The organism is Pseudomonas sp. 2957, from assembly GCF_031456345.1.
Classification (GTDB): domain Bacteria; phylum Pseudomonadota; class Gammaproteobacteria; order Pseudomonadales; family Pseudomonadaceae; genus Aquipseudomonas; species Aquipseudomonas siliginis.
Genome location: NZ_JAVDUL010000002.1, coordinates 309,140 through 333,782 on the forward strand (window position 1 = coordinate 309,140; position 24,643 = coordinate 333,782).

Here is a 24,643-nt window from a genome sequence, read left to right on the forward strand (position 1 = left end):
TTGTGTACACCCGAGAAACCTGTGGGAGCGGGCTTGCCCGCGATGGCAATCTCTCAAACACCATCAAAGTCTATGAAAGGCCCGATTTCACTGACCCAAACCGCCCTCCTAAGGGTTTTCCCTATGGCACTGACGCGCCACACCTACGCCATTTGCGCCTTGAATGAGGCCGTCTAATCCTGCAACATCCATCACCTGCTTATTCAACGGACGGAATTCAAGGCATGCTGGACGCCAATGCAACCCACATCACCCTCTCGATCGAAGACGCCAACGCCGACCTGCAAGTCCTCAGCTTCAGCGGTCGCGAAGCCCTCAACGAACCGTTCCGTTTCGACCTCGAACTGGTCAGCGCCCGCCCCGACCTGAAGCTCGAAGAGCTACTGCACAAGCGCGCGTGCCTGACGTTCGGCGCCACCGGAGAAGGCAAGATTCACGGCCAGGTCTATCGCATCGAGCAGGGCGACTCCGGCAAGACCCTGACCCGCTACAGCATCAGCCTGATGCCGCAACTGGCCTATCTGCAGCACAACCATGATCAGCAGATCTTCCAGCAACTGACGGTGCCGAAAATCATCGCCCAGGTGTTGGAAGATCGCGGCATTCTCTCTGACGCCTACAGCTTCCAGCTCGGCGCCGAGTACCCGGAGCGTGAGTATTGCGTGCAATACGACGAGTCCGACCTGCATTTCATCCAGCGCCTGTGCGAAGAAGAAGGCATTCACTTCCACTTCCAGCACAGCAGCAGCGGCCACAAACTGGTGTTCGGCGACGACCAGACCGTATTCCGCAAACTGAAGCCGGTCAGCTACCAGCAGGACTCCGGCATGGCCGCCGAGAAACCGGTGATCAAGCGCTTCAACCTGCGCCTGGAAACCCGCACCACCCGCGTCAGCCGTCGCGACTACGATTTCGAAAAACCCAAGCTGCTGCCCGAAGGCGCGGTCAAATCCGAATTTGCCCCGGACCTGGAAGACTACGATTACCCCGGCCGTTTCACCACCCGCGAGCGCGGCAAGTTCCTCTCGACCCGCGCCCTCGAACGCCATCGCAGCGACTACAAACTCGCCGAAGGCAAAGGTGATGAACCGACGCTGACCAGCGGCCATTTCCTCACGCTCGCCGAACACCCGCGCGCCGAGTGGAACGACCTGTGGCTGCTGCTGGAAGTCTTCCACGAAGGCAAACAGCCGCAAGTGCTCGGCGAAAACGTCACCAGCGACATCACCGATAACAAGAGCGATTTCCACCAGGGCTACCGCAACAGCTTCCTCGCCACCCCGTGGGACGCGCACTACCGCCCTGCCCTCGAACACCCGAAACCGAAAGTCCTCGGCAGCCAGACCGCCGTCGTCACCGGCCCGCCCGGCGAAGAAATCCACTGCGACCAATACGGCCGCATCAAAGTGCAATTCCACTGGGACCGCGACGGCCAGTCCGACGATAAAACCACCTGCTGGATGCGCGTCGCCAGCGGCTGGGCCGGCGCAGCTTACGGCGGCATTGCCGTGCCGCGCATCGGCATGGAAGTCCTCGTCACTTTCCTCGAAGGCGACCCCGACCAGCCCCTCGTCACTGGCTGCCTGTATCACAAGGAAAACGTCGTCCCCTACGACCTGCCCGCCAACAAGACCCGCAGCACCTTCAAAACCCTCAGCTCCCCGGGCGGCAAGGGCTACAACGAATTCCGCATCGAAGACAAAAAAGGCGCCGAACAGATCTACATCCACGCCCAGCGCGACTGGGACGAAAACATCGAACACGACCAGAAAATCCGCGTCGGCAACGAACGGCATGACACCGTTGAAGCTAACGTGTTGAGCGAGTTCAAGGTTGAAGAACACCGGATCACCCATCTGGACCGAATCAGCGAAATGCGCGCGGATGATCACCTGACAGTGGGTGTGACGCAGCATGTGAAGGTTGGGACTGGGCAGTTTGTTGAGGCTGGGACGGAGATTCACTATCACGCTGGTGACAAGGTGGTGGTTGAGGGTGGCATGGAACTCACCGCCAAGGCTGGTGGGAGTTTTGTGAAGGTTGATGCGGGTGGTGTCACGATTAGCGGCGCTGAGGTGAAGGTGAATTCGGGTGGTGGTCCGGGAGCCGGCACCGGCATTCAGATCCTCGCCCCATTCATTCCGGGACTCGCAGCCATTGATAACGCCGGACGCCTGATGCAAACGCGCGCTAACCAGATGATGCAGGCGGAATCCCTCGCCGTGACGCCGAAACTCAAAGCACCTACCGGCATCTGCGTCGAATGCCTGAAAAAAGCCATGCGTGAAAAACTCGCCCTGCAATCGGGGGCCAATTGATGACAAAGAGTGACGCAGCGAAAGCCTGGAGCGAAGCGCAAAAGAACGCTCAGTCGATATTCGCGATCGTTGAGATCGGCCTGTTGCCGGAACCCGCTCGATTGCAGTTCGTCAGAGTTGACCCGTCACGACGGCCGTTGATGGTGCAACCGGAATTCGCCGAACTGCGCAACTACGGCCCGTGGCTGGTCGACGTTAGCCACATGGAATTCGAGGCCTTTCTCGCTCACGAACACTTCACCGGCTGCACCGCGATGGCCAGTTGGATTCGTACCGACTGCCCAGCCGACAAGCTCGCCGCTCACCTGAGTGATGCGTTGCTGGCAAAAAATGAAGCTGGCGAAGTCCTGATGATCCGTAGCTACGCGCCAGAAGTCGTGCCGATGCTGCACGCACGCGATGATCTGCCTTGGCATGCGTGGCTGTTTGGCCCAGTGCAGGAGTGGTGGGTGCCAGCAGAAGAAGATCAATGGCACTGTCTGAAGGGACTCAACCTTGAAAAGCCCGGAAGATACGAGCCTATCTTTCTTGACGGAAAGCTGTGGACGGACATGGAGATCGATCCTCTACCCTACAGCCTCACCACTGAACTGGAAAAAGAAGCGCCTGAGGTCTTCACCAGCAGTTGTCACGGTGCCCGTTTGAAACAAGTGAAAGAAGCGCTGGACGCTGGCCGCGATGAAGGCTTGACCGAACCGGAAGACGTCACCCTATTTGCCAGCCTGCAATTGATGGACCGCGAATTTCCGTCGAACTGGCCGATGTGGGAGAAGGCGAAAGAACGGGCAATTGGAGAGAAGTTGCCGCTTGGTGTGGTGATGCGAGAGTTGTCGGCGTGAGTTTCATGATGAACATACTGATCAGAACTTTCTGTCTTATAGCTTTCTGGATATTCAAGATACATTGCTGGATAAGGAATTTAGGTAAATGTTCATAAGCATGAATACTCAACGGCAAAAAACCTGGCGTCGCCGCAACCTTGTCATCGGGGTATTCGTTTTACTGCTGCCTTTCATTGGATCGTATCTTTATAACCAGTTTCGTACGCCGGGTGCGATGTTGACTTCTGAAAACTATATGAAAAGACCAATTTTCAGTTTTTGGGTGAACGATTTTTGGGGCGGCAACTTAAGTGCGATGGGTAGCGGCGGGATCACATGCTGCCAAGCGATAAAGGGACCTACTGTAAAGATAACTTGGATACTAAGCACGACAGAAGAGCAAGAAAAGAGGGGCTTGAAACAAGAAACTCACGAAACGACTTTGACTCTTCCGGAGCAGCGTCGAACTGATCGATATCTCCATGTACGTTTTCTGGAAAATAACTCTGTTCAAATAATGTGGAGCCCGAACCTCGACAGTCCTTTTGATACCAATCCATCAGCAGCCAATTGAAAAACAAGGAGGTTTATGATGAACGCGACAAACCTTGATCGTGCTCAATCAATTTCTGCAAAAACTTGTCTTAATGCAACCGAGAGAAAATCTGTTCTGCCTTGCGAAGCTACGCTATACATTGGGTTCTTTTTTGACGGCTTTGGACGCAACCTAGTCGAAGATCTTAAAGAAAATCGCCTTACAAATGTCGCCCGTTTGTTTTTAGCTTATCCAGGTGATACTAAAAACTTAGAAGCTCAGCCGGAGGCACACTATCGAAGATTTTACATTTCCGGCTTAGGGAAAACTTTTGATGAATCCTTGGGCGGTAGTGCGCAGCTTAGCAATACTGGGCTAGACGGAGCATTAAACAGGGCCAAAGACAGCGCTATCAAAACTCCCGAAGACACGATAAAAAATAGCCCGCTTGACGCGATAAAAGACGTCGTTACGGGAAAAAAATGGTGGGAGAGCGCATACAGTAATCTAAAACCCGGGAGTCTTTTGTCCAGTTTGGCTAAAGCCGCAGCCCCAGCAACCCTGGATGTGTTTTCAGTCACGCGCGACAACGAAATTACGGCAACCTTTTTCAAAACGGGAGTTGATACGAGGCTAGAAGCCGCATTCAGTGTTTTGGAAGACGTGCTCACTAAAATCAAAGGCGAATCCGGAGCGCTTGTAAAAAAAATCTCGGTTTCTGTTTATGGCTTTGACTATGGGGCCACACTAGCTCGCGCTTTCGCTCATAAATTATTCGAGGAATGTGATCCAGCGACGACCATTTTTAAAGGTGCGAAGCTCGAAGTAAGTTTCGTTGGCCTTTTCGACTCTGTCGACCGTAGTGGCGAAAACTCCATTGTTATGGAGTATTTGATCCCGTTCGTAAACGTCGTCGACGACGGAGAGTGCCTTCCAGGCCCAGTTAAGTCAGCTTTACACCTCGTTGCAGCACATGAGTGCCAAGATGCTCGCCGATCCAGATTGATCGGTACGGGACCACTAACCCCTAGGTGGGAGGAGCGCTTGGTTCCTGGAACATCTTATGACGTAGGGGGTGGCTTGGGTAAACAAGATGTGCCACATAGTACTGAACTGCACTTAGCATGCCTCCACGAGATGTATGAAGCTGCAATCCGTGCGGGTGTACCGTTCCCAACTCTTGACGAAATAAAACGCACCGACACTAGCGTCGCCAAGCTTTTCACTTTGAATGACCATATAAATGGTATCAGCGCCATCGGTGCAAGCGCTAACTACATGAATAAAGCAGGAAATAAGAAACTGTCTACTGAAGGATTCCTTGCTCATCGACGCTTATATATCCAACGCTTGCGCAACTTATGGGAACTATATCGGGGACAGCATAAAGCTTATGATGATGAGGAAGAGCGCCTCCAACGCCCTATGTTGAACAAGGATGGTCCAATTGCACGCGCACTAGGAATTAGCAGCGAGAGCGAAGTAGAGGTAGCCAAACGCGAGCGAGCCATTAAACAAACGCAAAAAAACAAGGCAGCCCTTCGCGCCGAACTGAGTTGGCTTGAAGATATTGATCGAGAAGCGCAAAGGTTAAAAGTCAGCTTCCCCAGTGCTTCTGTTAAAGCTCTTTTGGATGAATGGTTCGTCACATCACCGAAGGGACTCAGCCCCGATGTTGAAGACTTACTTGAGTATTACATAAATGATCAATTCATGATTCAACAAATTCCTATAGGCACGGGCGCACCAATACCAAAATATTTCCGCATCCGAGAGTTCGACATCCCTAGTCTAAATAAAACAAAAGGTTTGGCACCTGACTATATGGACCAAATGAAGTATAAATCCTAGCCCAACAAGTTTGTCCGACGACTCAAGATCCGTTATGCCTGAAAATCGGATGGATAAAATAATGGCATTGAGCAAAAATCTAGCTAGGGACGGTCAAATCCGAATTCGCCACGGACCTGGAAGACTACGATTACCCCGGCCGTTTCACGACTCGCGAGCGCGGCAAGTTGCTCTCGACGCGCGCTGGAACGCCATCGCAGCGACTACAAGCTCGCCGAAGGCAAAGGTGATGAACCGACCCTCACCAGGGGCCATTTCCGTTTGGTATAAAGGAGTAAGCGGGAGAACAAGAGTATTGCAAAAATCGCATGTCACTGGATAGTTTCATGCCGGAAAGCGTTCAAAGCCTCTTTGACGATACAATTTTTGAAGTACGTAAAAACTATAAATCGCACGCAAAATTACTTGGCGCAAATCTGGCTGATTATTGTCAACAAAATTATGTCCCATCACCAACCTACTCGCTGAGTGGGGCGACACCCGATTTAAAAGGCTACCAATGAACAGACTTATAAAAATCAAATTAAATCAGATTATTCTAATGTTCAGCTTAGGTTTGATTTCAGTGTCGCCGTATAGCGCCAATTTTACCAATGCATCCGCAGTCCCTCAGCAAAGTGGACCAAGCGGAATCATTCTTTACAACCAGATGAAAATAGATGCGGCCATTCCACAGCTAGAGCGAGAGGCAAAAGACGGCGTAATAGAATCACAGTATTATCTTGCCGAAGCTCTTCGAAAGAAAAATGGATACATGACTCCCGAAGCCCAATTTTGGTATGAATCGGCAGCAGAGAAAAAAAACATATACGCAATGATTCAGTTGGGTCGAGCAAAAAAAGATCTTTGCGCAACGATGGGAAATTGCCCGTCGTCAAAAAAAACTCAAGCAGAATGGTTCGTAGAGGCAAAAAAAATAACGTTACCTAAGGCAAATGATGGCGATCCTGAATCTTTATACTTGATGTACGAAATCACGCTGGATCACCATTGGTTAGAAAAATCTGCTAATGCAGGCTATCCGCTCGCGCAATATTGGATGGCGATCAGCGAAAGGCAGGGAGAGGGTTACTTCTTTACTCCTGGAGGACGTGAAGCGTCGGTCAAAAAATGGCTGCTACTCTCTGCGGAAGGTGGCAACCCTAAAGCTATGATGCAATATCTAGAGACGCTTTATAAGCAAGGAGACATGGCGAGCATTCGACATTGGCTCGAGAAGGCTGCCGCAACAGGCGAACAAGCTGCAATGAGTAACTATGGTGCGTACATTTCACATACGCCAGATAAAGTAGGTTACTCTTTGGATTTAGTCAAAGGCTACGCTATTTTCTCTTTGTTAAAAGAACTCGGTGACGCCGGTGGCGTGCAAGATTATGTCGACCGTAAGATCGAAAAAATTTCTGAAAAGATGACACCAGAACAAATTGAAGAATCAAAAATCGTCGCTGAAGAATGGAAAACCAATCACCCACCGCTGTCTTTCTTCCCCGACAAGCTGAGTAATTGAGTATATTTTTAGGTTGTCCGCACCCAAATTCCATCTAGATAAATTATCGCCACTGCCCTTGATGAACGACTGAATAGGCAAAGACTTCAATGAAACTGCTGGCCACTGCGTTAACATTTTTAAGCCTAGTATCAGCCCAGTCAAACGCGCTTACGAACGAACAATCTCAGGCAAAAATCAAGGGCATTGAACTATACAATCAACACAAAGCCATCTCCGCAATTGAAACATTACAAATAGCAGCCGAAGGCGGTGATGATGAAGCACTTTACTATTTGGGAGAATCTATAAGAAAAAACAACAGATACATGACTCAAGAAGCGCGAAAGGCTTACGAGGAATCAGCAAAAAAAGGCAATATTTACTCTATGATTCGGCTCGGTGGCGCGGATCAAGATTTGTGCGTAACTATGAACAATTGTTCTTCCTCTGAGCAATCCCCTAAAGATTGGATGAACAAAGCCAAAAACCTTGCTACAGATCAGGCATCTCATGGTGACGCTGAGTCGATGTACCTACTATGGGAGATAACAGGAAACGATGAATGGCTTGAAATGTCCGCAGAAAAAGGTTTTGCATTAGCTCAATTTCGTTTAGCGACCAAGTATCAAGAGGGGGGAGGCATGTTCCTACTACCCTCTAGCAGATCAGATGAAATCGAAAAATGGATGAAAGCCGCTGCAGAGAATGGTTATCCACCAGCCATGATGGGATTTGCCGCTACCAGGATTGAAAAAGCCGATTTGTCATCATTTAGAAAATGGAATGAAAAAGCTGCAGCCTCAGGCTATGCATCTGCAGTTTTTGGTTACGCGTCATATATTGGCGAAGCTGAACCAAAATACGGGTTCGAATCAGACCCGGTAAAGTCATACGCACTATTGTCGAATCTACTGGAGCTTGATGGTGGTGGAAACGTAATAAACAACGTTAACGACGTATTGCCGGAAGTAGAAAAAAAGCTGTCAAAAGAGCAATTAGAAAAAGCAAAAGAACTCGCAAAAACGTGGAAGGCCACTCACCCACCGCTCTCGTTTTTTCCAGATAAGTTAGGGTACTGAAATTTAGCAGTACAGCCTTATCATTAATTTTTTTCAAGCACGTCAAAGCCCGTACCCTAATGATTCATATCGCAAACGACAAAATGCCCGAGACAAGGGAAAAGCAACCGTAAATAACTCAGCTCATGTTCACATCGGTTAACTCGGCCTTAACGCCACAGTCAGAGACTCCATATCACCGCACACCCTCAGCTCTCCCCCGCTGACGCCCAGTGCGGCAGGCTCGCCCGGATTCGTGCCGGGCGCCTATCCGTTACGCTGGAGTCCTCTCATGAACATTCGTCCCTTCCTGCTCACCGCCACCCTCGCCTGCACCTCATACGCCGCACAGGCCCAAGCCAACGACACCTCCGCCACATCGAATCAAACACCCTACCAATACGGCATGCCACTACACGTGGCGAAGGTGCTTTCGCTAACCGAGCCGCCGACCCTGGAATGCAAAGTCATCACCGCCGACATGAAATACATAGACAACACCGGCAAGCCCGCACAAATCAGTTACAGGAAATTATCTGACGCATGCAGTCAACAGAACTGACAGACGCTTCTGATTTTCCGGTTCGCCATAGGCGTGGGGTGGCTCCGGCGGTTATGCTCGGGGCCTTCCATACTGCCGCAAGGATTGGCCATGCAGTTGTCGTTCCGCACGTTGTCGAGCTTCACTTCAATCCTGTGTTTTCTGCTGGCGCTGGTCTGGGGATTTTTTCCGGAGGCGTTGCTGGCGATCTGGAGTATTGGCTATTCGGAAGGCACTGGCGTAGTCGCAAGGCGCAGCGCGGTGCTGTTTGCGGCGTTGGCGGTGATGTTTTGTTTGCTGCGCAATGCTCCGCCGTCAGTGGCACGCAGTGCACTGAGCAATGGTTTTATCGTCGGCTGTTTCGGTTTGGCGGCGTTGGGTTTTGGCGAATGGCTCAATGGCCATGCCGGCCCCGGGATTTTGCTCGCGGTGCTGGTCGAGTTCGCGCTGGGCCTTGGTTTTGTGCAGGCCCGGCGCGTGACGGTCGAACTGGGTGAGACGGTGGGTTAAACGGCTCGAGAACGAGCGCTGGTTTGATGTGTTGTGGTCTGTTGCGCGAGGTCGGAACGCAGGCCAGCGACCAGGTTGTTGATTTCACGGCAGCTGTTCAGGCGGCTGGCGTCGATTCCACTGACATAGAGATCGGCCTGGTCGGTTCGATGGTCGCCAAATACTTTGACGGACATCGACAAGTCTGGTGTCAACGTGCACTGGCAGCGTTTCGGCAGGAAGCTGCTTTCAATGATGTTGCGTAATTCCAAGGCAGATAAAAACATGGCGAACCCTCTCCTTTCTGTGCGATTGCCAATCAAGTATTCACGCTGACCCTCTGCTGCGCCTTCACGGGTGTGCCCCCGCTGTTTCCCTGGTGCGGCAAGTGGTGGTACTGCGAAATGCCCATTGGAGTGTAGGCGCCCAAATCCTGTGCGCCTCACCAAAAGAACGCATAAAACGTGCCTTTGATCGGTTCGTTTTGCTCCCTTCAAAATCAAGCACTTGGAAATGTGGCCAGTATCCTGCTATTTGCAAATTGCATGAATCGACCACCCGTCCACTGCAATCTGCAATCTCCGGGCAAATTTGCTTTCGCAGACTATGACGGCAAGAATGTCTCCCATTGCAATTCAACCCGCACGGAGGCCTCCATGAATTCTTTAAGCGTTTGCGCGATCACCGGCCTGTTGATCGCCAACCTTTCCACCCTCGCCCACGCCGCCAAGCTCGAAGACATCGCGCCGTATCCCAAAGCCGAAGCCGGGTTTACCCGACAAGTCATCCATCTGCCCAAGCAAGAGCAGGAAGAGAATTTCCAGGTAGAAATTCTCGCCGGCAAAACTCTGGAAGTGGATTGCAATCGCCAGCGTCTGGGCGGTGTGCTCGATGAAAAGAATCTGCAAGGCTGGGGCTATCCGTTCTATCGCCTGGAAAAAGTCATCGGCCCGATGAGCACGATGATGGCCTGCCCGCCTGGCAGCCAGAAAAAGCGCGCTTTCGTTCCGGTCGTCGGCGATGGCTTCATGTTGCGCTACAACAGCAAGCTGCCAGTCGTGGTGTACGCCCCTTCGGACGTCGAAGTGCGCTATCGCATCTGGTCGGCGTCGGACAAAGTCGGCACCGCCCTGCAGGAATAACCCGAGCGCTTGTTACGCCGGCACGCCGCAAGCAGCGGCGCGTTCGGCGACATGGCGCAGGCTGTCGAAGTTGATGTTGGCCCCGGAGTCGATGGCGACGAATGTCTGATCGCGAACCCCACTGCGCGCCACGTACTGCTTGATCCCCGCAACGGCCAGCGCCCCCGACGGTTCAGTGATCGAACGGGTATCGTCGTAGATATTCTTGATCGCGGCGCAGAGTTCGTCATTGCTGACCGTGATCACTTCATCTACGCAGAAGCGGCAAACCTCAAAGCCATACGCGCCAATCTGCGCAACCGCTACGCCGTCGGCGAAGGTGCCGACGCTAGGTAGAACCACCCGCTCGTCCGCATTTAAAGCCGCTTGCAGGCACGCCGAATGTTCGGATTCGACGCCGATGATCCGCACTTCCGGGCGCAGGTATTTGACGTAGGCCGCGATACCGGCGATCAAACCTCCGCCCCCGACCGGGATGAAGATGGCGTCCAGCGCGCCTTGATGCTGGCGCAGGATTTCCATTGCCACGGTGCCTTGTCCGGCGATCACGTCAGGATCATCGAACGGTGAAACAAACGTGCATCCGGTCTGCTCGGCCAAGTGCAACGCATGGGCCAAAGCAAAGGGGAAACTATCACCGTGCAGCAATGCGTCGGCACCGCGACTGCGCACGCCGAGCACCTTGAGCTCAGGGGTGGTAGACGGCATGACGATCGTCGCGGCAATGCCCAATTCCCGTGCCGCCAGCGCTACACCCTGCGCGTGATTACCCGCCGATGCAGTGATCACTCCCCGCGCTCGCTGATCATCGCTCAGTTGCACGAGTTTGTTGTAAGCACCACGGATCTTGAAAGAGAACGTCGGTTGCAGATCTTCGCGCTTGAGCAGGACCCGATTGCCCAATGCTTGCGACAATGCCGGCGCAGGCTGCAACGGGGTACGCACCGCAATGTCGTACACCGGCGCGGCCAGGATTTTCTTTACATAGTGCTCGAGCAGGGATTGCTGGTCGGGGCTGTGCGGCATGGTCGTCTCCTGACATTTTTCAGAACCCCGGAGACAGAAAGTAAAAACCCGCCTCTAGGGCGGGTTGGGTGCTGCAGTCGTGAGCTAGCCCGCCAAATAAGGAATGGCGGTAATAATGCTTGGCTGGCAGCGCGATACGGTGAAAGTCATGGACTGGAAATTAGCCTGCCGTTGGATGACAAGTCAATGGCCCGCTGCAGAACTTTGAATCTTCCGCAGAACTGAGCAGTCACTGCAAAGGAGAACAACAACTTCTGCTCCAAGCCGATGAAAGTGGAGATCGACCATGAATATCCGCCAAATGCTGTTCGCCGTCCCGCTGCTGGTCGCCGCCCTGTCCAGCCCTGCTGCTTTCGCCGTCGATGAAAGCGACGCCGTGAAAAAGCCCGAATGTCCGAAAGGCCAGGTGTGGGACAGTAAAACCCAGCAATGTGTGTTGCAGACCAGCGGCACAACGCAGCCCTGAAATTCGTCATACGGTTCAGGCCATGGCCGGCAACCACAGCCTGAATCGCGCCCCACCCAGCGGCGAACTCTCAACGGTAAGTGTGCCGCCCTGCGCTACGAGCGCTCGGCGGCTTATCGCCAAACCGAGGCCGAACCCACCCGTCGCGCGATCACGGCTGCGGTCGAGCCGATAGAACGGTTCGAAAATCCGCTCGCGCTCATCGTCGGGAATGCCGATGCCATCGTCGTCAACCCATATCTCACACCCGCCGGCAATGACCTGCACGCCAATCTGAATGCGCTTTTCGCAATAGCGCATGGCATTGCGCAGAAGGTTCTGGATGGCCCGGGCGGTCAGGCGCGGATCCAGCGCGAAGCGTTCGAGTTGACCGTGCAGCAGAACGTCAATCACGATGTCTGGCGACTCCAACTCCTCATCGACGCTGCCGAGAATGCTGTCGATGAATTCGTCCAGCGACACCTCGATGCGCTCAGGCGACTGCGCCGGATTCTGCAAACGGCTGTAGGAAAGCAACTCCAGCACCAATTCATCCAGCTCACGAATATGGGCGACCAAACTCTGCAGGCGCTCGCGGCTGGCAGCCGGCAAGTCTTCTGACAATGCCAGCGCCAGGCCGAAATCCAGACGCGTCAACGGCGTACGTAGCTCATGGGAAACGGCGTTGAGCAGATCACGTTGCTGGTTGAGAAGGTTTTCGATATCGCCGGCCATGGTGTCGAACACGTTGGCGAGGCTGCCGATGTTCGAACTAGGGGCGATTCTGGTTCGCTCGCTCAAATGCCCCTTGCCGAAGCGTTCGGCAGTGCCCTTCAAACGTTCAAGATCGCGCCAGTGCGGGCGCAACCAGAGCAGCAGGCAGCCGAGCAACATGGCGCCGATGAGCACATTAATGCTCCAGTACAACAGATCGACGTCGACCGGATCCGGCGGTACGACCATGCGCACGGCCATGTCCGCATTCAGCGGAGTCACCGCCAGCGTTCGCCAGCCCCAATCGCCGATGCGCACCACGTTCTCACCACGGTGCAACCGTTCCTGCTCGATGGGCGTGAACACCGGGTCGTCGATTGGCGTCAGGACGATGTGCAGCGGCTGGAATTCCTTGTCCATCGCCGCCGCAATCGCCGGCCATTGCTCTTGCGGCGCAGCATGAAACTGCTTGGTGATCAGCGATTGCAGACCTCGGGAGAATTCCAGATTGTAGGTGACGAAGCGATCCCGAAAGGCCATGACCACTAGATCCGGCACCAGATAGATCGCCGCACTATAGGAGACGATCGTCACCAGATACAGGCGAAACAGAATGCGAAACATCAGCTCAACATTCCCATTCGGAGCGGCTGAACAGATAGCCCTTGCCCCACACGGTCTTGATCTTGCGCGCCTCGCCGGCGTGATCATCGAATTTGCGCCGCAGCTTGGAAATCGCCACGTCCACCGAGCGGTCAGTGCCATTGAACTCGATGCCGCGCAGCCGCTGAAGAATCTGATCGCGACTCAGCACTTCGCCAGCGTGCCGGGCCAGCACCACCAGCAAATTGTATTCGCCGCTGGACAGTTCAACCGCTTGATCACGCCAGGTCACGGTGCGCTCGGACAGATCGATGCACAGATTGCCCATGACGATCCGATCGTTGACCGCCAGCGGTTCGCCGAGGCTGCTGCGCCGCAACAACGTGCGCACCCGAGCCAGCAGCACCCGTGGCTCGCAGGGTTTGGTGACGTAGTCGTCAGCGCCCATTTCCAGGCCCAGCACCTGATCATGGCTGTCATCGCGGGCCGTGAGCATGAGGATCGGCAGTGTCGCCGAATCGGCACGGAGCAAGCGGCACACCTGCAAGCCGTCGAGGCCCGGCAGCATGAGGTCGAGGATCACCAGGTCCGGCGGACTGATCCGCGCCCGCTCGCGCACATGGTCGCCACGGCCGATGACGCTGACGGAATAACCGTTGCGCTCCAGGTAGCTGGAAATCAATTCGGCGAGGGCGGTGTCGTCTTCGACCAGGAGGATGTTGGGCATGGGGTGTTCCAGAGAATGCTGTGGCGACAGTCGGGACTCATTCGCTCGCACATTGAAATGCGATCTCCTGTGGGAGCGAGCCTGCTCGCGAAAGCGATCGAACTGTCGCAATAAATTTCAAGGCCTGCAGGATATACGCCCTCGCGCACCACCGAGCAAAACCCTTACACAATTTCACACAGCAGCTACAAAGCTTCACCGCTAACCTCCCCGTCTGGCCGTAGGATGCGGCCTTCAATATTGGGGGTTGTACATGTCTGGAAAACTGCTGGCCGGGCTCGGCCTGATCGCATTGGCGCTGACGCTGAGCGCCTGTGACTCATCCTCGAACGCCGAAGAGCAAGCACCACCAGCCACCGTGCGCATCGAGACCATCAAAACCCAGCCATTGTCGATCAGCAGCGAACTGAGCGGCCGCATCGCCGCGCCACGGATTGCCGAAGTGCGTGCGCGAGTGGCCGGCGTAGTGTTGCAACGCACCTACCGCGAAGGTAGTGACGTGAAAAAAGGCGATGTGCTGTTCCGCATCGACCCGGCACCTTTCAAGGCGGATCTGGACAGTGCCGAAGCCGCGCTGCGCAAAGCCGAGGCCAACGCCTTTCAGGCCAGATTGCAAGAACAACGCTATGCGCAGTTGATCGAGGACCAGGCCATCAGCGGTCAGGACTACGACAACGCCCGCGCCGCTGCCCGGCAGACGGCAGCTGATGTCGCGGCCAGCAAAGCGGCGCTTGAACGGGCGAAACTGAACCTCGGTTATGCCACCGTGACCGCGCCGATTTCCGGCCGCATTGGCCGCGCGCTGGTCACCGAAGGTGCGCTGGTCGGGCAGAACGAAACCACGCCGCTGGCGTTGATTCAGCAACTCAACCCGATCCATGCCGACCTCACCCAGTCGACCCGCGAGCTCAATGAACTGCGCCGGGCATTGCGCTCCGGGCAGTTGCAGGAAGTCGGTCAGGATCAAGCGAAGGCCACGCTGATTCAGGATGACGGTAGCGTGTATCCGTTGCCCGGCAAGCTGCTGTTCAGCGACATCACGGTCGATCCCGGCACCGGGCAGATCATTGTGCGCAGCGAGTTTCCCAATCCGGATCTCGACTTGCTGCCGGGCAGCTTCATCCGCGTACGCCTTGAGCAGGCAACCATCCAGAACGGCATCACCGTGCCGCAACGCGCGGTGCAGCGTGACAGTGCCGGCATTGCCCAGGTGCTGACTGTCGATGAACAGATGCGCGTGGCGCAGCAACCGGTGCAACTGGGTGCGGTGCAGAACAATCGCTGGATTGTCACCGGCGGCCTGAAGCCCGGCGACCGTGTTGTCATCGAAGGCCTGCAACACGCCCGTCCCGGGGAAAAGGTGCAGATCGACGAAACCCCACTTCCACTTGCCCAGACCACTGGTCAGTAAGCAGGACGCTTCTATATGCCGCAGTTCTTTATCGACCGCCCGGTGTTTGCCTGGGTGGTCGCCCTGTTCATTCTGTTGGCCGGTGCGCTGGCCATTCCGCAGTTGCCGGTGGCGCAATACCCCGACGTCGCCCCGCCGCAAATCGAGATTTACGCCGTCTACCCTGGCGCCTCGGCGCAAACCGTCGATGAAAGCGTGGTCAGCCTGATCGAGGAAGAGCTCAACGGCGCCGATCACTTGCTCTATTTCGAATCGCAGAGCAGCCTGGGCAGCGCGACGATCAAGGCAACCTTTCAGCCGGGCACCAATCCCGAGCTGGCGCAGGTCGATGTGCAAAACCGCCTCAAGGTGGTCGAGTCGCGCCTGCCGCAAGCGGTCAATCAGCAGGGATTGCAGGTGGAGAAGGTCTCTTCCGGTTTCCTCTTGCTGATCACTTTGACCTCCAGCGACGGCAAGCTCGATGACGTGGCGCTCAGCGATTATCTGGCGCGCAACGTGATGAACGAGATAAAGCGTCTGGACGGTGTCGGCAAGGCGCAGTTGTATGGTGCCGAGCGGGCTATGCGCATCTGGATCGATCCGCAGAAGCTCATCGCGTTCAACCTGACGCCGGCCGATGTCAACGACGCCATTGTTGCGCAGAACGCCCAGGTTTCGGCAGGTAGCATCGGTGATCTGCCGTCACCTTCGACGCAGGAAATCACCGCGACAATTCTGGTCAAAGGCCAATTGTTGACTCCGCAGGAATTCGCCGACATCGTGCTCAAGGCCAATCGCGATGGCTCCACGGTGCGCATCGGTGATGTCGCGCGAGTGGAGATCGGCAGTCAGGAATATCAGTTCGGTACACGCCTGAACGGCAAGCCGTCCACCGCCGTTGGCGTGCAGCTTTCTCCAGGCGCCAACGCGCTGAACACCGCGACACTGGTGCGGGCGAAGATGGATGAACTGGCGCGCTACTTCCCGGCCGGCGTGGAATACAAGATTCCTTACGACACTTCGCCGTTCGTCAAAGTCTCGATCACCAAAGTGATCTACACCCTCGGCGAAGCGATGCTGCTGGTATTTGCAGTGATGTTCCTGTTCCTGCAAAACGTGCGCTACACGCTGATCCCGACACTGGTGGTGCCGGTGGCGTTGATGGGCACTTTCGCGACCATGCTGGCGCTGGGGTTCTCGATCAACGTGCTGACCATGTTCGGCATGGTGCTGGCCATCGGCATTCTGGTGGATGACGCCATCGTCGTGGTGGAGAACGTCGAGCGCATCATGGCCAGCGAGGGCCTGTCGCCCAAGGAAGCCACGCGCAAGGCGATGACGCAGATCACCGGGGCGATCATCGGCATTACTCTGGTGCTGGTCGCGGTGTTTATTCCGATGGCGTTCATGCAGGGTTCGGTAGGGGTGATCTATCAACAGTTCTCGCTGTCCATGGCCACCTCGATTCTATTCTCGGCGTTCCTTGCTCTGACGTTGACCCCGGCATTGTGCGCGACCTTGCTCAAGCCTGTTGCCAAGGGCGAGCACCACGAGAAGTCCGGATTTTTCGGCTGGTTCAATCGTCGCTTTGAGCAATTGACCGACCGCTATCAGGGTTGGGTCGGCTATGCGCTCAAGCGTACGGGTCGCTACCTGATGATCTACGTGGTCCTGCTGATTGGACTCGGAATCTGTTTTGCGCGCCTTCCCTCTTCGTTTCTGCCGACCGAGGATCAGGGCTACACCATCACCGATATTCAGCTGCCACCCGGCGCAACGAAGAACCGTACTGTACAAGTGGCCGAACAGCTCGAAGCGCACAACGCCGGTGAGCCGGGAATCAGTGACAGTGTGGTGATCCTGGGTTTCAGTTTCTCCGGTAGCGGGCAGAACGCAGCGCTGGCGTTTTCGACACTCAAGGATTGGTCGGAACGTGGCAGTGACGATACTGCCAGCTCAATCGCCGACCGCGCCAACGCGGCGCTGAGCCAGATCAAGGACGCCATGGCCTTCTCGGTGCTGCCGCCGCCGGTGGATGGCCTTGGCACGTCCAGCGGTTTCGAGTTCCGCTTGCAGGATCGCGGTGGTCTGGGCCATGCGACGTTGATGCAGGCGCGTACGGAACTGCTCGCCGCCGCCGAGAAAAGTCCGGTATTGATAAACGTCCGTGAAAGCGCGCTGGCCGAAGCACCGCAAGTGCAACTGATCGTAGACCGCAAGCAGGCGAATGCCTTGGGCGTATCGTTCGCCGACATTGGCAACGTGCTGTCCACTGCCGTGGGTTCGAGCTACATCAATGACTTCCCCAATCAGGGCCGCATGCAGCGGGTGGTCGTGCAAGCCGAAGGTGATCAGCGCAGTCAGGTGGATGATTTGCTGAAAATGCATGTGCGCAACAACGCCGGGAACATGGTGCCGCTGTCGGCCTTCGTTCAGGCCAACTGGATTCAAGGCCCGGCGCAGTTGACTCGTTACAACGGCTATCCAGCGATCGCGATATCTGGTGAACCGTCACCTGGGCACAGTACCGGCGAGGCCATGGCGGAAATCGAACGACTGGTTGCGCTGGGGCCGAAAGGTCTGGGTCAAGAGTGGACCGGTTTGTCGTTGCAGGAACGCCTGTCCGGCAATCAGGCGCCGATTCTGCTGGGCCTGTCGCTACTGGTGGTATTCCTGTGTCTGGCGGCGCTGTACGAGAGCTGGTCGATTCCGACCTCTGTATTGCTCGTTGTCCCGCTTGGTGTGCTCGGCGCGGTACTCGCCGTGACACTGCGCGGCATGCCCAACGACGTGTTCTTCAAGGTCGGACTGATCACCATCATTGGTCTGTCGGCGAAGAACGCGATCCTGATCATCGAGTTCGCCAAGAGCTTGTATGACGAAGGTCACGATCTGATCGATGCGACGTTGCAGGCCGCGCGTTTGCGTCTGCGGCCGATCGTGATGACATCGCTGGCGTTCATTCTCGGTGTGGTGCCGTTGGCGATTGCAACTGGCGCGAGCTCGGCAAGTCAGCAAGCAATCGGCACAGGTGTGATTGGCGGGATGATCACTGCGACACTGGCGGTAATCTTCGTGCCGGTGTTTTTCGTCGTGGTCATGAAGCTCGTACAACGATTCACCAAACAACGCTGATCAAACTGTGGGAGCGAGCCTGCTCGCGAATGCGTCCGGTCTGCCAACATTAATGTTGAATCTGCTGACGTCTTCGCGAGCAGGCTCGCTCCCACAAGGATTGGCCAACATCATGCGCAGTGGCCACATCTGTCATCGCTGGGCTAAGGTGGTGAAACCTCCCTCGCCTACCGAGCTTTCATGCGCTTCCTCGCCCGCACCCACCCTCGCCTTTCCGCTGCCGCCTCGCTCGGCCTCGCCAGCGGCCTGTTGGTCCCGGCCGGTTCCATCGTCAGCAAAATCCTCATTGGCTGGAACGTCGGTGTCTGGACATACCTGATTCTGATGTTCTGGCTGACCATACGCGCCAAGGCCCCGGACGTGCGACGCATCGCTGAAGTCGAAGACGAGAACGCCGGGCTGGTGCTGTTTGTGGTGTGCATTGCCGCGTTGGCCAGTCTCGCCACCATCACCCTTGAACTGGCCGGCAGCAAAGACCTGGAAACCTCACGCAAACTCATGCACTACGGGTTCACAGCGCTGACAGTGACCGGCTCATGGCTGCTGATAGGTGTGATCTTCTGTGTGCACTACGCCAGATTGTTTTACACCTGGGACGGCAAAGAGCCGGCGCTGCGTTTTGCTGAAGGACTGACCACCCCCAATTACTGGGATTTTCTGTACTTCTCGTTCACCATCGGCGTGGCTGTGCAGACTTCGGATGTGGGTGTTGCAACGCGGAATATTCGAAAGATTGTGCTGGCGCAGTCGTTGATCGGTTTTGTGTTCAATACGGCGATCCTCGGGTTCTCGATCAACATTGCAGCAGGATTGTTCGGCTGAAAAACACGGCTTGTTCTGGCAGTTCAAAGCTCACAAAAACGTACGCCTGTAAACTGTCAACACTGACAGTTTACAGGCGTACTGTATTCACGCTTCCATACAACATCCAGAAGTAGGACGGGTCAGTCTTTGGATGTCCCCAACCATATTGTATGGAGATAAAACTCATGAGCTATGCAGCCCGAGCCTACACGACGATCTCTCCGGTTTTAGCGCCGACCTATTTGTCAGCCACTATCAACGGCGATGCCAACCCAAACTACAGGTTTGTCAAAATCCCTCAATTCATGGAGTTTCGATCTACCTCTGTACCTTCCTTCGGGCCGAAGCCCTACCCGGAAGGCCTGCGTTACGTTCTGACAGCTGGACACACTAAGGATGGTGTGACGCGTACGCTTGAGTTTGTGTTCCCTTTTAAACCCCAATCGTTGACCTATGAACTCTCCAAAGATAGCGATGATGTCAGAAGTACCTACTATTCCAATCCTGCGACGGGTGATCTGCACGTCTCTGTGAGCGGGAGCCTGACATTGAAATATGACGACATTGAAAAAACCCTGAGTGGCACTTGGTCCGGCACATATGACCATGGTGGAGAGAGCGGCAACGAAGAGTTTCCGATCACTGGGGAGTTTGTCGCTAACGCAGACCTGAGCAAGAGAAAAAACGCTTACTGACTACGACAAAAAGGAAGCTGCGAGGCTTCCTTTTTTTAATGCTGATGCAATCAGAAACTGAAGCTCAGCCCAACACTCCCTCCTAGCTCCTGGTCAGCTTTGCTGCCCCTGCTGGTCCCTATCTCGCCATACAGTTGCCATTTGTTATTGGCCGGAACCCAATTGAGGCCCCCGGTCAGTTCGAGGCTGGTGCTGGACAAATCGTTGTTGAATCCAGTGTCATTCACGCTGACACGATTATTGTTGACGAATTCATGACTTAACGCCGCGTGCAGCCTGGGTTGCAATTTTCCGCCATTGTTCAGCACCACCTCGCGACCAACGGTCATTCCGACCTTGCCGAGCAATGAGCGGGTCTCGTTGCTGTCTACCTGCAGTCCGTTGTCCAACTTGTAGTCCTTGCCTTTTACCGTCGCAACACCAACCTGAGCAGAGGGCTCGATGAAGTAACCTCGGTTAAAGACTATATGCTTACCTACTTCGACGGTTCCACTGATGCCGAGATTATCGAAGTCACCCTTTGTTCGAGTGTCATCGCTCAAGGTGACTTTGACGTCATTACTGAAACGGTTGATTTTGCCAACGGTATCCACGTAATACCCGGTCGTTTCGTCATACCAGGACAGATACATCCCGCCATAGGTGCTGTTGATCGTGCCGGCGCTGCCGCGGGCCAGGTTAAGGCGAGTGGTGCTGTAGCCACCAAAAACCCCGATCAACCATTGGCCATCACCTATCGGTAGTGGCGTGTCCACCCCCAATGAGACGCCAGTCTGATTTTGTTTATAACCATCACCGTAGGCATTCTTGACGTTGTACTGATTGGCATGAGTGCGTATCCACAGGCCGCTGGTCGCGTTCTGATTATCTGAGTCCAGTGACGCAATCGATCGCGATCGGGGCTGAGTGCCGGCCATGCGACGGTCGCCGAGGCGGGTATTGAGAGTGGTCATTTCCGAATAGATAACAGTAGGAGCGGTACCGGCAATTGCCAATGCTGTTTGTGAACCAGTGCTCGGCGTTGTCCCATCAGGCCGCAGGAAAATACCTTCGCCCTCTCGCACCAGTTTGTACGCCAAAGCACCACGATCAACCTGACCGTTTCTCAGATCGAACTCAGCATCCCCGCCAGCGATGTTAGCCACTTGAAGCGGTGCACCGGTGACAGGTTCGCTGGCGCTTGCACCAACTACCAGCTCGTGACGGCCACTGGCTGATTCCGTGACATTGAGAAAGTCCGTTTCACCGGTGGACACGTCAGCATCCAAAAAAAACCGGCCGTTGCCTGACAGGTTGGCAACATCCAGGCGGACGAACTCGGCGGGCGTGCCGAATCTCACATTCCCGCCCTGCATTTCGAGATTCGATAACGAATTGCTGCCAACCAGGTTCCATTCAGCGCCACGCCCGATGGACATAGCACTGACGCCGGTAACCGAACCGTGCAGGATCGAGTCGTTATCCAGCATCACGACGCCAGTCCCGGAGCCCTGAATGTTACCGGTGAGTATGCTTCGGGTATCGAGCGAAACAGAATCGACGTTGGTCAAATCGCCGTCAAGGCTGGCATTGTTTTGCAAGAAAACCGCGGCGGTCCCGCCGTCAGCAACCGCTACATTGCCGGTCAACTGGCTGTCGTCGATTTGAAAGCGCGCTGCTGCGCCATCCATGACCTCGAGGATATTACCGTTGCCGCCGATCAGATTCGAACGGTTAGCTATCTCGATCAATACCGGTTGATCGTCCGGCGTCGCAAAATCGACTTTGATCGCTGCGCCAGTGCGGCCCTGCACGGTTGACCCATCAATCTTCAGTACACTCTGTGCGGTGACATCGCTCGGGTTCAGGACAGTATCCTCGCCAAAGATGATCCCATCCAGTTCTCCGATGACCTCGCTGGCTGCACTGATGTTGGCGTTGCCGCCGTAAAGTTCGAGGCCAACACCGTCTGCGTCGGTCCCTTCAACCCGGCTGTCCACCAGATTCAACGTACTGAGGGATGTCACCGCTGCACCCGAAAAACCGCCTGTCAACGTACTGCCAGTGACGGTCGCTGTTGAGCCAACGGGTATATTCAGGTCGCGCGCAAGCGACATTGCTCTGCCATCGCTGGACAGCGTACTGCCGGATACCACTGCCGAGCTGTCGGTCAAGCTCAGCGCAGTGTCGAAATTGCTAGCCGTCACCGTTGCCGCGTCCAGAGACACTCGGGCGTCTGCTGAGGCTTCAATCTGTGAAGTGCTGGCGGAAATCGCGTTTAACGTCCCACCGCCGACAACGATGTTCAGCGTATCACCGCCATTGACGTTAAGCGTGGCAGTGGCAGGGATGAACCAGGCTTCTGGCGTAGCACCGACGGATACGGTTTCGACTTCACCAGGATTGAGATTTCGGGAAAAGGCCGTCTCGGATATTGCGATCAGTAATGCTGCACAAGAGAGCGTGCCAGTGAGTTTCAAAACTGTCGGTCCCAAGCTATTTTCAAACGTCATATACACTTCTCGTTGAGGTTTATCGGGACGGAAGAAGGACGGTTCAGACGTACATATTCCATCAGACGACCTTTGTAGGCGACGCCGGAGAATACCTGCTAGTCTGGACTTTCTCTGTAGGACTAATCCTCTTAGTAGGTGGGCTTAATCGCCCACTCGCGACATTTCGAGCTATTTCTTGCTTCCCCAATTAAATTGCATTGCCTGAAGAGGTTGGCTCTCCGGCAATGCAATGATCGCGAATGCCGTTTATGGAGCAGGCGCAGGATCCCAGCCCGGTTCCGATTCGCAGTACAAGAAGTCAGCATTGAGCAGGTAGACAATCATTTCCTGAACTTCTGACGTGGTTACAATTGGCGTCGAATACCAGATTTTGACATAACCTGCGTAAAAGTCGGTCGGATCAGGCGTGGTAGCAGGTGGACGAGGAAGATTACGAATAAAAGGTGCGTATGGCACTTCCCAAAGCATCCCCTCCGTTAACTCGAGCGAAGTGATCGCACGAGTATCGGAAAAAACCGTATCCGGCGGTGCGTCTATGGTGTATTTATCGTCATGCCAGCCTTGCCAATTGAATGTGATATTCATCCCATCGGTGAAATGATCATTAGGTTTGATCTTGAACGTCGCAACGTGATCATCCCCCGTCAAGCTCTCGCAAATAATGTATGGGTCTTCGGTGCCATCTGTAGGTGGGCGTTGGAATTCTGGCTTATCGAGAACGATGACTACAGTATTGACAGTTACCGTCTCCTTTGCCGAGTCTTGAGTATTATTCCGGGCGGGGTTTTCATATGTCCACCAAGCCTCTTTAAGCCCGATACCACCCGGACCGACAACGGTATATGGCAAATCTATCTGAACGACATTATTGATATTCGACTGAGTCATTTGAATGGAATTAACGATAATTTCGCCTTGATCCCCAAGATACTTCAGGGTAACCAGATCGCCCGGTTCGGGATCGGGAAACGACGTCCCGGCGGTGACAGGCGAGACATCGATGTGAGCCTTGGCTGTCTGATCGACATCCTGAGGGCCCAGTAAGTTATCCGTGACAGGTGGCTGTCCGCGGACGATCAGTTTCCGGAATTCGGGATTAACTTCAGGGGGCGGGGTCGTCGGGTCGACGGTATAAGGCGGATGCGTCGAGAAATCTGTTTTGACAGTTGTTGATCCGTCGTCGATGGATAAGCCGCCACGCATCAAGTCAGCTTTGACGACCACGTCCAATTCAAAATTCGTACCCGTCTGGTTATCAAAGTATTGTTTGCTCAGACTCGACCAAGGAATGGTGAACTCCAGCTCCGTGAGTGCGTTGAATGGCAGATCCTGGGCTGGTTGAGCGCCGTATGTCAGGCTCACTACGTCGGTGCCGATTGTATCTACCAACCGGCTGACTTTTACCTTCACACCTGCACGCGCATCTTTTAAATCGATCAGACCATCTTCGTTTGCCGGGACGGTAATGACGCCCAGTTTGGGCAGTGGCAGAAAACGCACGTTTTTGAAATACACGCCCCATGCGCTCTGGTTGCCAGCAGCGTCAGTAATGATGAACCAGATGAAGGCCCGGCCGCTCGTTACCTTGCGTAGCTCTGCGGTCGGGATGGACAGCTTGCCATCGGTGGGCATCGGTCCGTTGAAAAAAGGGGGCACCTGCGGAGGGTTGGTACGTGTACCTGCCACGTACAGGGTCAACGTGTCATCCGGCTGAACGTTGGCGTAGCCGGTATCAATTTGTACCTGCAATCCCCCTTCGTTACCTGGCTGACCCGCCCATGTGTCATCCAGATCCCCGGGGGCATTTGGAAAGGTGGCTGGCGGAATTGTTCTGGCGCCTGGAACCTGTCCTGGATTTGTACCTGTTTGTGCAGGTTTCGCTTGCCAGGCACCAGTACGGTCGATAAAAAACTTCATCACCGGACCGGTCAGCGGGTTGAGCCCCCGCTCATACAGCACGCTACGCACCCAGATCGGCGTCGGCCCCACCGGGGTTGCATCCTCACCCAGAAATTCGGTAGGCACTGTGATCGGAAAATCTACAGGACGGCTGGCCACGTCGCCGAGGTTTACCCTGTTTAACCGCGTGAAGTCTGTCGGCAGCGGATTGGCAGGAGGCTGGGTTCGCGTAACGTCAAGGGCGATCTGATCTCTGCTGTTAGGATTCGACCACACATTGGTCTTGACCATAAGTGTCAGCGCGGCGCCCACAGGTATCGCAGCTATCGGAATGATGTCCTTGTTCGTGCCGCGCCCGTCTGGCAATTCGGGGGTAGGTGCGACCAGAACGCCCAAGGGTGTGCCTGACTCCGCAGTTTGAATACTTGTCATGTGCCTTCTCCATTGCGTAGAAAATGTTTTTTGA

The 24,643-nt window shown here is 54.9% G+C and carries 20 protein-coding genes and 2 pseudogenes; 16 read left to right on the forward strand and 6 right to left on the reverse strand.

Translation table 11 applies throughout. The features are described from left to right. Nucleotides 1-224 precede the first annotated feature (224 nt). The 10 genes and pseudogenes from J2Y39_RS06980 (at nt 225) to J2Y39_RS07020 (ending at nt 9,123) form a co-directional block, all read left to right on the forward strand. Complete coding sequence (locus J2Y39_RS06980; RefSeq protein ID WP_252886287.1) at nt 225-2,318, forward strand: type VI secretion system tip protein VgrG; 2,094 nt, start codon at nt 225-227, stop codon at nt 2,316-2,318. After that, the gene (locus tag J2Y39_RS06985; protein ID WP_236169062.1) at nt 2,318-3,157 is read left to right on the forward strand and encodes a DUF4123 domain-containing protein; all 840 of its coding nucleotides are present in this window, start codon (nt 2,318-2,320) and stop codon (nt 3,155-3,157) included. Before J2Y39_RS06980 ends, J2Y39_RS06985 begins: the two co-directional genes overlap by 1 nt. Before the next feature lie 88 nt (nt 3,158-3,245). Beyond that, nucleotides 3,246-3,713: a DUF3304 domain-containing protein gene (locus J2Y39_RS06990; protein ID WP_236169063.1), complete on the forward strand. Its 468-nt coding sequence runs from the start codon at nt 3,246-3,248 to the stop codon at nt 3,711-3,713. Nucleotides 3,714-3,731: 18 nt separating this feature from the next. Further along, complete coding sequence (locus J2Y39_RS06995; RefSeq protein ID WP_236169064.1) at nt 3,732-5,525, forward strand: DUF2235 domain-containing protein; 1,794 nt, start codon at nt 3,732-3,734, stop codon at nt 5,523-5,525. Between the two features lie 113 nt (nt 5,526-5,638). Next, nucleotides 5,639-5,783 (forward strand): annotated as a pseudogene (locus tag J2Y39_RS26440) (type VI secretion system tip protein VgrG); the annotation flags it as partial. A 68-nt stretch (nt 5,784-5,851) separates the two neighbouring features. After that, nucleotides 5,852-6,028, forward strand: a complete 177-nt coding sequence (locus J2Y39_RS07000; protein ID WP_252867685.1) for a hypothetical protein — start codon at nt 5,852-5,854, stop codon at nt 6,026-6,028. Then, complete coding sequence (locus J2Y39_RS07005) at nt 6,025-7,032, forward strand: tetratricopeptide repeat protein (protein ID WP_236169066.1); 1,008 nt, start codon at nt 6,025-6,027, stop codon at nt 7,030-7,032. The genes J2Y39_RS07000 and J2Y39_RS07005 overlap by 4 nt, the downstream gene beginning before the upstream one ends. Nucleotides 7,033-7,121: 89 nt before the next feature. After that, on the forward strand, nt 7,122-8,093 hold the full coding sequence (locus tag J2Y39_RS07010; RefSeq protein ID WP_236169067.1) for a tetratricopeptide repeat protein: 972 nt from the start codon (nt 7,122-7,124) through the stop codon (nt 8,091-8,093). Between the two features lie 271 nt (nt 8,094-8,364). Further along, complete coding sequence (locus J2Y39_RS07015; RefSeq protein WP_310216242.1) at nt 8,365-8,634, forward strand: DUF2790 domain-containing protein; 270 nt, start codon at nt 8,365-8,367, stop codon at nt 8,632-8,634. 90 nt (nt 8,635-8,724) lie between these two features. Then, a complete protein-coding gene (locus J2Y39_RS07020) occupies nt 8,725-9,123 on the forward strand; it encodes a hypothetical protein (RefSeq protein ID WP_310216245.1) in 399 nt (132 codons plus the stop codon). Here J2Y39_RS07020 and J2Y39_RS07025 read toward each other — a convergent pair. After that, the gene (locus tag J2Y39_RS07025) at nt 9,120-9,389 is read right to left on the reverse strand and encodes a DUF1652 domain-containing protein (protein WP_041480220.1); all 270 of its coding nucleotides are present in this window, start codon (nt 9,387-9,389) and stop codon (nt 9,120-9,122) included. The two genes, J2Y39_RS07020 and J2Y39_RS07025, sit on opposite strands and share 4 nt — an antisense overlap. Before the next feature lie 369 nt (nt 9,390-9,758). On the opposite strand from J2Y39_RS07025, the gene eco reads away from it, so the two are divergent. Further along, the gene (gene eco, locus J2Y39_RS07030) at nt 9,759-10,244 is read left to right on the forward strand and encodes a serine protease inhibitor ecotin (RefSeq protein WP_150635153.1); all 486 of its coding nucleotides are present in this window, start codon (nt 9,759-9,761) and stop codon (nt 10,242-10,244) included. 36 nt (nt 10,245-10,280) lie between these two features. Here eco and ilvA read toward each other — a convergent pair. Next, nucleotides 10,281-11,270, reverse strand: a pseudogene (gene ilvA, locus J2Y39_RS07035) (threonine ammonia-lyase, biosynthetic); the annotation flags it as partial. Between the two features lie 286 nt (nt 11,271-11,556). Between ilvA and J2Y39_RS07040 the strand changes: the two are divergent. Next, nucleotides 11,557-11,736, forward strand: a complete 180-nt coding sequence (locus J2Y39_RS07040; RefSeq protein ID WP_252876388.1) for a hypothetical protein — start codon at nt 11,557-11,559, stop codon at nt 11,734-11,736. Nucleotides 11,737-11,751: 15 nt separating this feature from the next. Here the strand turns inward: J2Y39_RS07040 and J2Y39_RS07045 are convergent, their stop codons facing one another. Further along, a complete protein-coding gene (locus J2Y39_RS07045; RefSeq protein WP_252878281.1) occupies nt 11,752-13,053 on the reverse strand; it encodes an ATP-binding protein in 1,302 nt (433 codons plus the stop codon). Nucleotides 13,054-13,057: 4 nt separating this feature from the next. Further along, on the reverse strand, nt 13,058-13,759 hold the full coding sequence (locus tag J2Y39_RS07050; RefSeq protein ID WP_016774890.1) for a response regulator transcription factor: 702 nt from the start codon (nt 13,757-13,759) through the stop codon (nt 13,058-13,060). A gap of 253 nt (nt 13,760-14,012) precedes the next feature. Here J2Y39_RS07050 and J2Y39_RS07055 point away from each other — a divergent pair, with 253 nt between their 5' ends. The 4 genes from J2Y39_RS07055 (at nt 14,013) to J2Y39_RS07070 (ending at nt 19,783) form a co-directional block, all read left to right on the forward strand. Further along, complete coding sequence (locus J2Y39_RS07055) at nt 14,013-15,170, forward strand: efflux RND transporter periplasmic adaptor subunit (protein ID WP_041480213.1); 1,158 nt, start codon at nt 14,013-14,015, stop codon at nt 15,168-15,170. Nucleotides 15,171-15,185: 15 nt separating this feature from the next. After that, the gene (locus J2Y39_RS07060; protein WP_310216252.1) at nt 15,186-18,284 is read left to right on the forward strand and encodes an efflux RND transporter permease subunit; all 3,099 of its coding nucleotides are present in this window, start codon (nt 15,186-15,188) and stop codon (nt 18,282-18,284) included. 180 nt (nt 18,285-18,464) lie between these two features. Further along, the gene (locus J2Y39_RS07065) at nt 18,465-19,106 is read left to right on the forward strand and encodes a DUF1345 domain-containing protein (protein WP_310216254.1); all 642 of its coding nucleotides are present in this window, start codon (nt 18,465-18,467) and stop codon (nt 19,104-19,106) included. A 167-nt stretch (nt 19,107-19,273) separates the two neighbouring features. Then, on the forward strand, nt 19,274-19,783 hold the full coding sequence (locus J2Y39_RS07070; RefSeq protein WP_252886295.1) for a hypothetical protein: 510 nt from the start codon (nt 19,274-19,276) through the stop codon (nt 19,781-19,783). Nucleotides 19,784-19,833: 50 nt separating this feature from the next. Here J2Y39_RS07070 and J2Y39_RS07075 read toward each other — a convergent pair whose 3' ends face one another. Together J2Y39_RS07075 and J2Y39_RS07080 are read right to left on the reverse strand one after the other, a co-directional pair. Then, nucleotides 19,834-22,275, reverse strand: a complete 2,442-nt coding sequence (locus J2Y39_RS07075; protein ID WP_252886296.1) for an autotransporter outer membrane beta-barrel domain-containing protein — start codon at nt 22,273-22,275, stop codon at nt 19,834-19,836. A gap of 249 nt (nt 22,276-22,524) precedes the next feature. Continuing rightward, the gene (locus tag J2Y39_RS07080; RefSeq protein ID WP_056789691.1) at nt 22,525-24,609 is read right to left on the reverse strand and encodes a hypothetical protein; all 2,085 of its coding nucleotides are present in this window, start codon (nt 24,607-24,609) and stop codon (nt 22,525-22,527) included. Nucleotides 24,610-24,643: the final 34 nt, after the last annotated feature.

Excerpts from the sequence above, each read along its gene's own strand:
- J2Y39_RS07060 (WP_310216252.1), top strand. The coding sequence starts at position 15,186 with ATGCCGCAGTTCTTTATCGACCGCCCGGTGTTTGCCTGGGTGGTCGCC.
- J2Y39_RS07000 (WP_252867685.1), top strand. The coding sequence starts at position 5,852 with ATGCCGGAAAGCGTTCAAAGCCTCTTTGACGATACAATTTTTGAAGTA.
- J2Y39_RS07070 (WP_252886295.1), top strand. The coding sequence starts at position 19,274 with ATGAGCTATGCAGCCCGAGCCTACACGACGATCTCTCCGGTTTTAGCG.
- J2Y39_RS07050 (WP_016774890.1), bottom strand. The coding sequence starts at position 13,759 with ATGCCCAACATCCTCCTGGTCGAAGACGACACCGCCCTCGCCGAATTG.
- J2Y39_RS07025 (WP_041480220.1), bottom strand. The coding sequence starts at position 9,389 with ATGTTTTTATCTGCCTTGGAATTACGCAACATCATTGAAAGCAGCTTC.
- J2Y39_RS07005 (WP_236169066.1), top strand. The coding sequence starts at position 6,025 with ATGAACAGACTTATAAAAATCAAATTAAATCAGATTATTCTAATGTTC.
- J2Y39_RS07045 (WP_252878281.1), bottom strand. The coding sequence starts at position 13,053 with ATGTTTCGCATTCTGTTTCGCCTGTATCTGGTGACGATCGTCTCCTAT.
- J2Y39_RS06995 (WP_236169064.1), top strand. The coding sequence starts at position 3,732 with ATGAACGCGACAAACCTTGATCGTGCTCAATCAATTTCTGCAAAAACT.
- J2Y39_RS07075 (WP_252886296.1), bottom strand. The coding sequence starts at position 22,275 with ATGACGTTTGAAAATAGCTTGGGACCGACAGTTTTGAAACTCACTGGC.
- J2Y39_RS07020 (WP_310216245.1), top strand. The coding sequence starts at position 8,725 with ATGCAGTTGTCGTTCCGCACGTTGTCGAGCTTCACTTCAATCCTGTGT.
- J2Y39_RS07055 (WP_041480213.1), top strand. The coding sequence starts at position 14,013 with ATGTCTGGAAAACTGCTGGCCGGGCTCGGCCTGATCGCATTGGCGCTG.
- J2Y39_RS07015 (WP_310216242.1), top strand. The coding sequence starts at position 8,365 with ATGAACATTCGTCCCTTCCTGCTCACCGCCACCCTCGCCTGCACCTCA.
- J2Y39_RS07010 (WP_236169067.1), top strand. The coding sequence starts at position 7,122 with ATGAAACTGCTGGCCACTGCGTTAACATTTTTAAGCCTAGTATCAGCC.
- J2Y39_RS07080 (WP_056789691.1), bottom strand. The coding sequence starts at position 24,609 with ATGACAAGTATTCAAACTGCGGAGTCAGGCACACCCTTGGGCGTTCTG.
- J2Y39_RS06980 (WP_252886287.1), top strand. The coding sequence starts at position 225 with ATGCTGGACGCCAATGCAACCCACATCACCCTCTCGATCGAAGACGCC.
- J2Y39_RS07065 (WP_310216254.1), top strand. The coding sequence starts at position 18,465 with ATGCGCTTCCTCGCCCGCACCCACCCTCGCCTTTCCGCTGCCGCCTCG.
- J2Y39_RS06990 (WP_236169063.1), top strand. The coding sequence starts at position 3,246 with ATGTTCATAAGCATGAATACTCAACGGCAAAAAACCTGGCGTCGCCGC.
- eco (WP_150635153.1), top strand. The coding sequence starts at position 9,759 with ATGAATTCTTTAAGCGTTTGCGCGATCACCGGCCTGTTGATCGCCAAC.
- J2Y39_RS06985 (WP_236169062.1), top strand. The coding sequence starts at position 2,318 with ATGACAAAGAGTGACGCAGCGAAAGCCTGGAGCGAAGCGCAAAAGAAC.
- J2Y39_RS07040 (WP_252876388.1), top strand. The coding sequence starts at position 11,557 with ATGAATATCCGCCAAATGCTGTTCGCCGTCCCGCTGCTGGTCGCCGCC.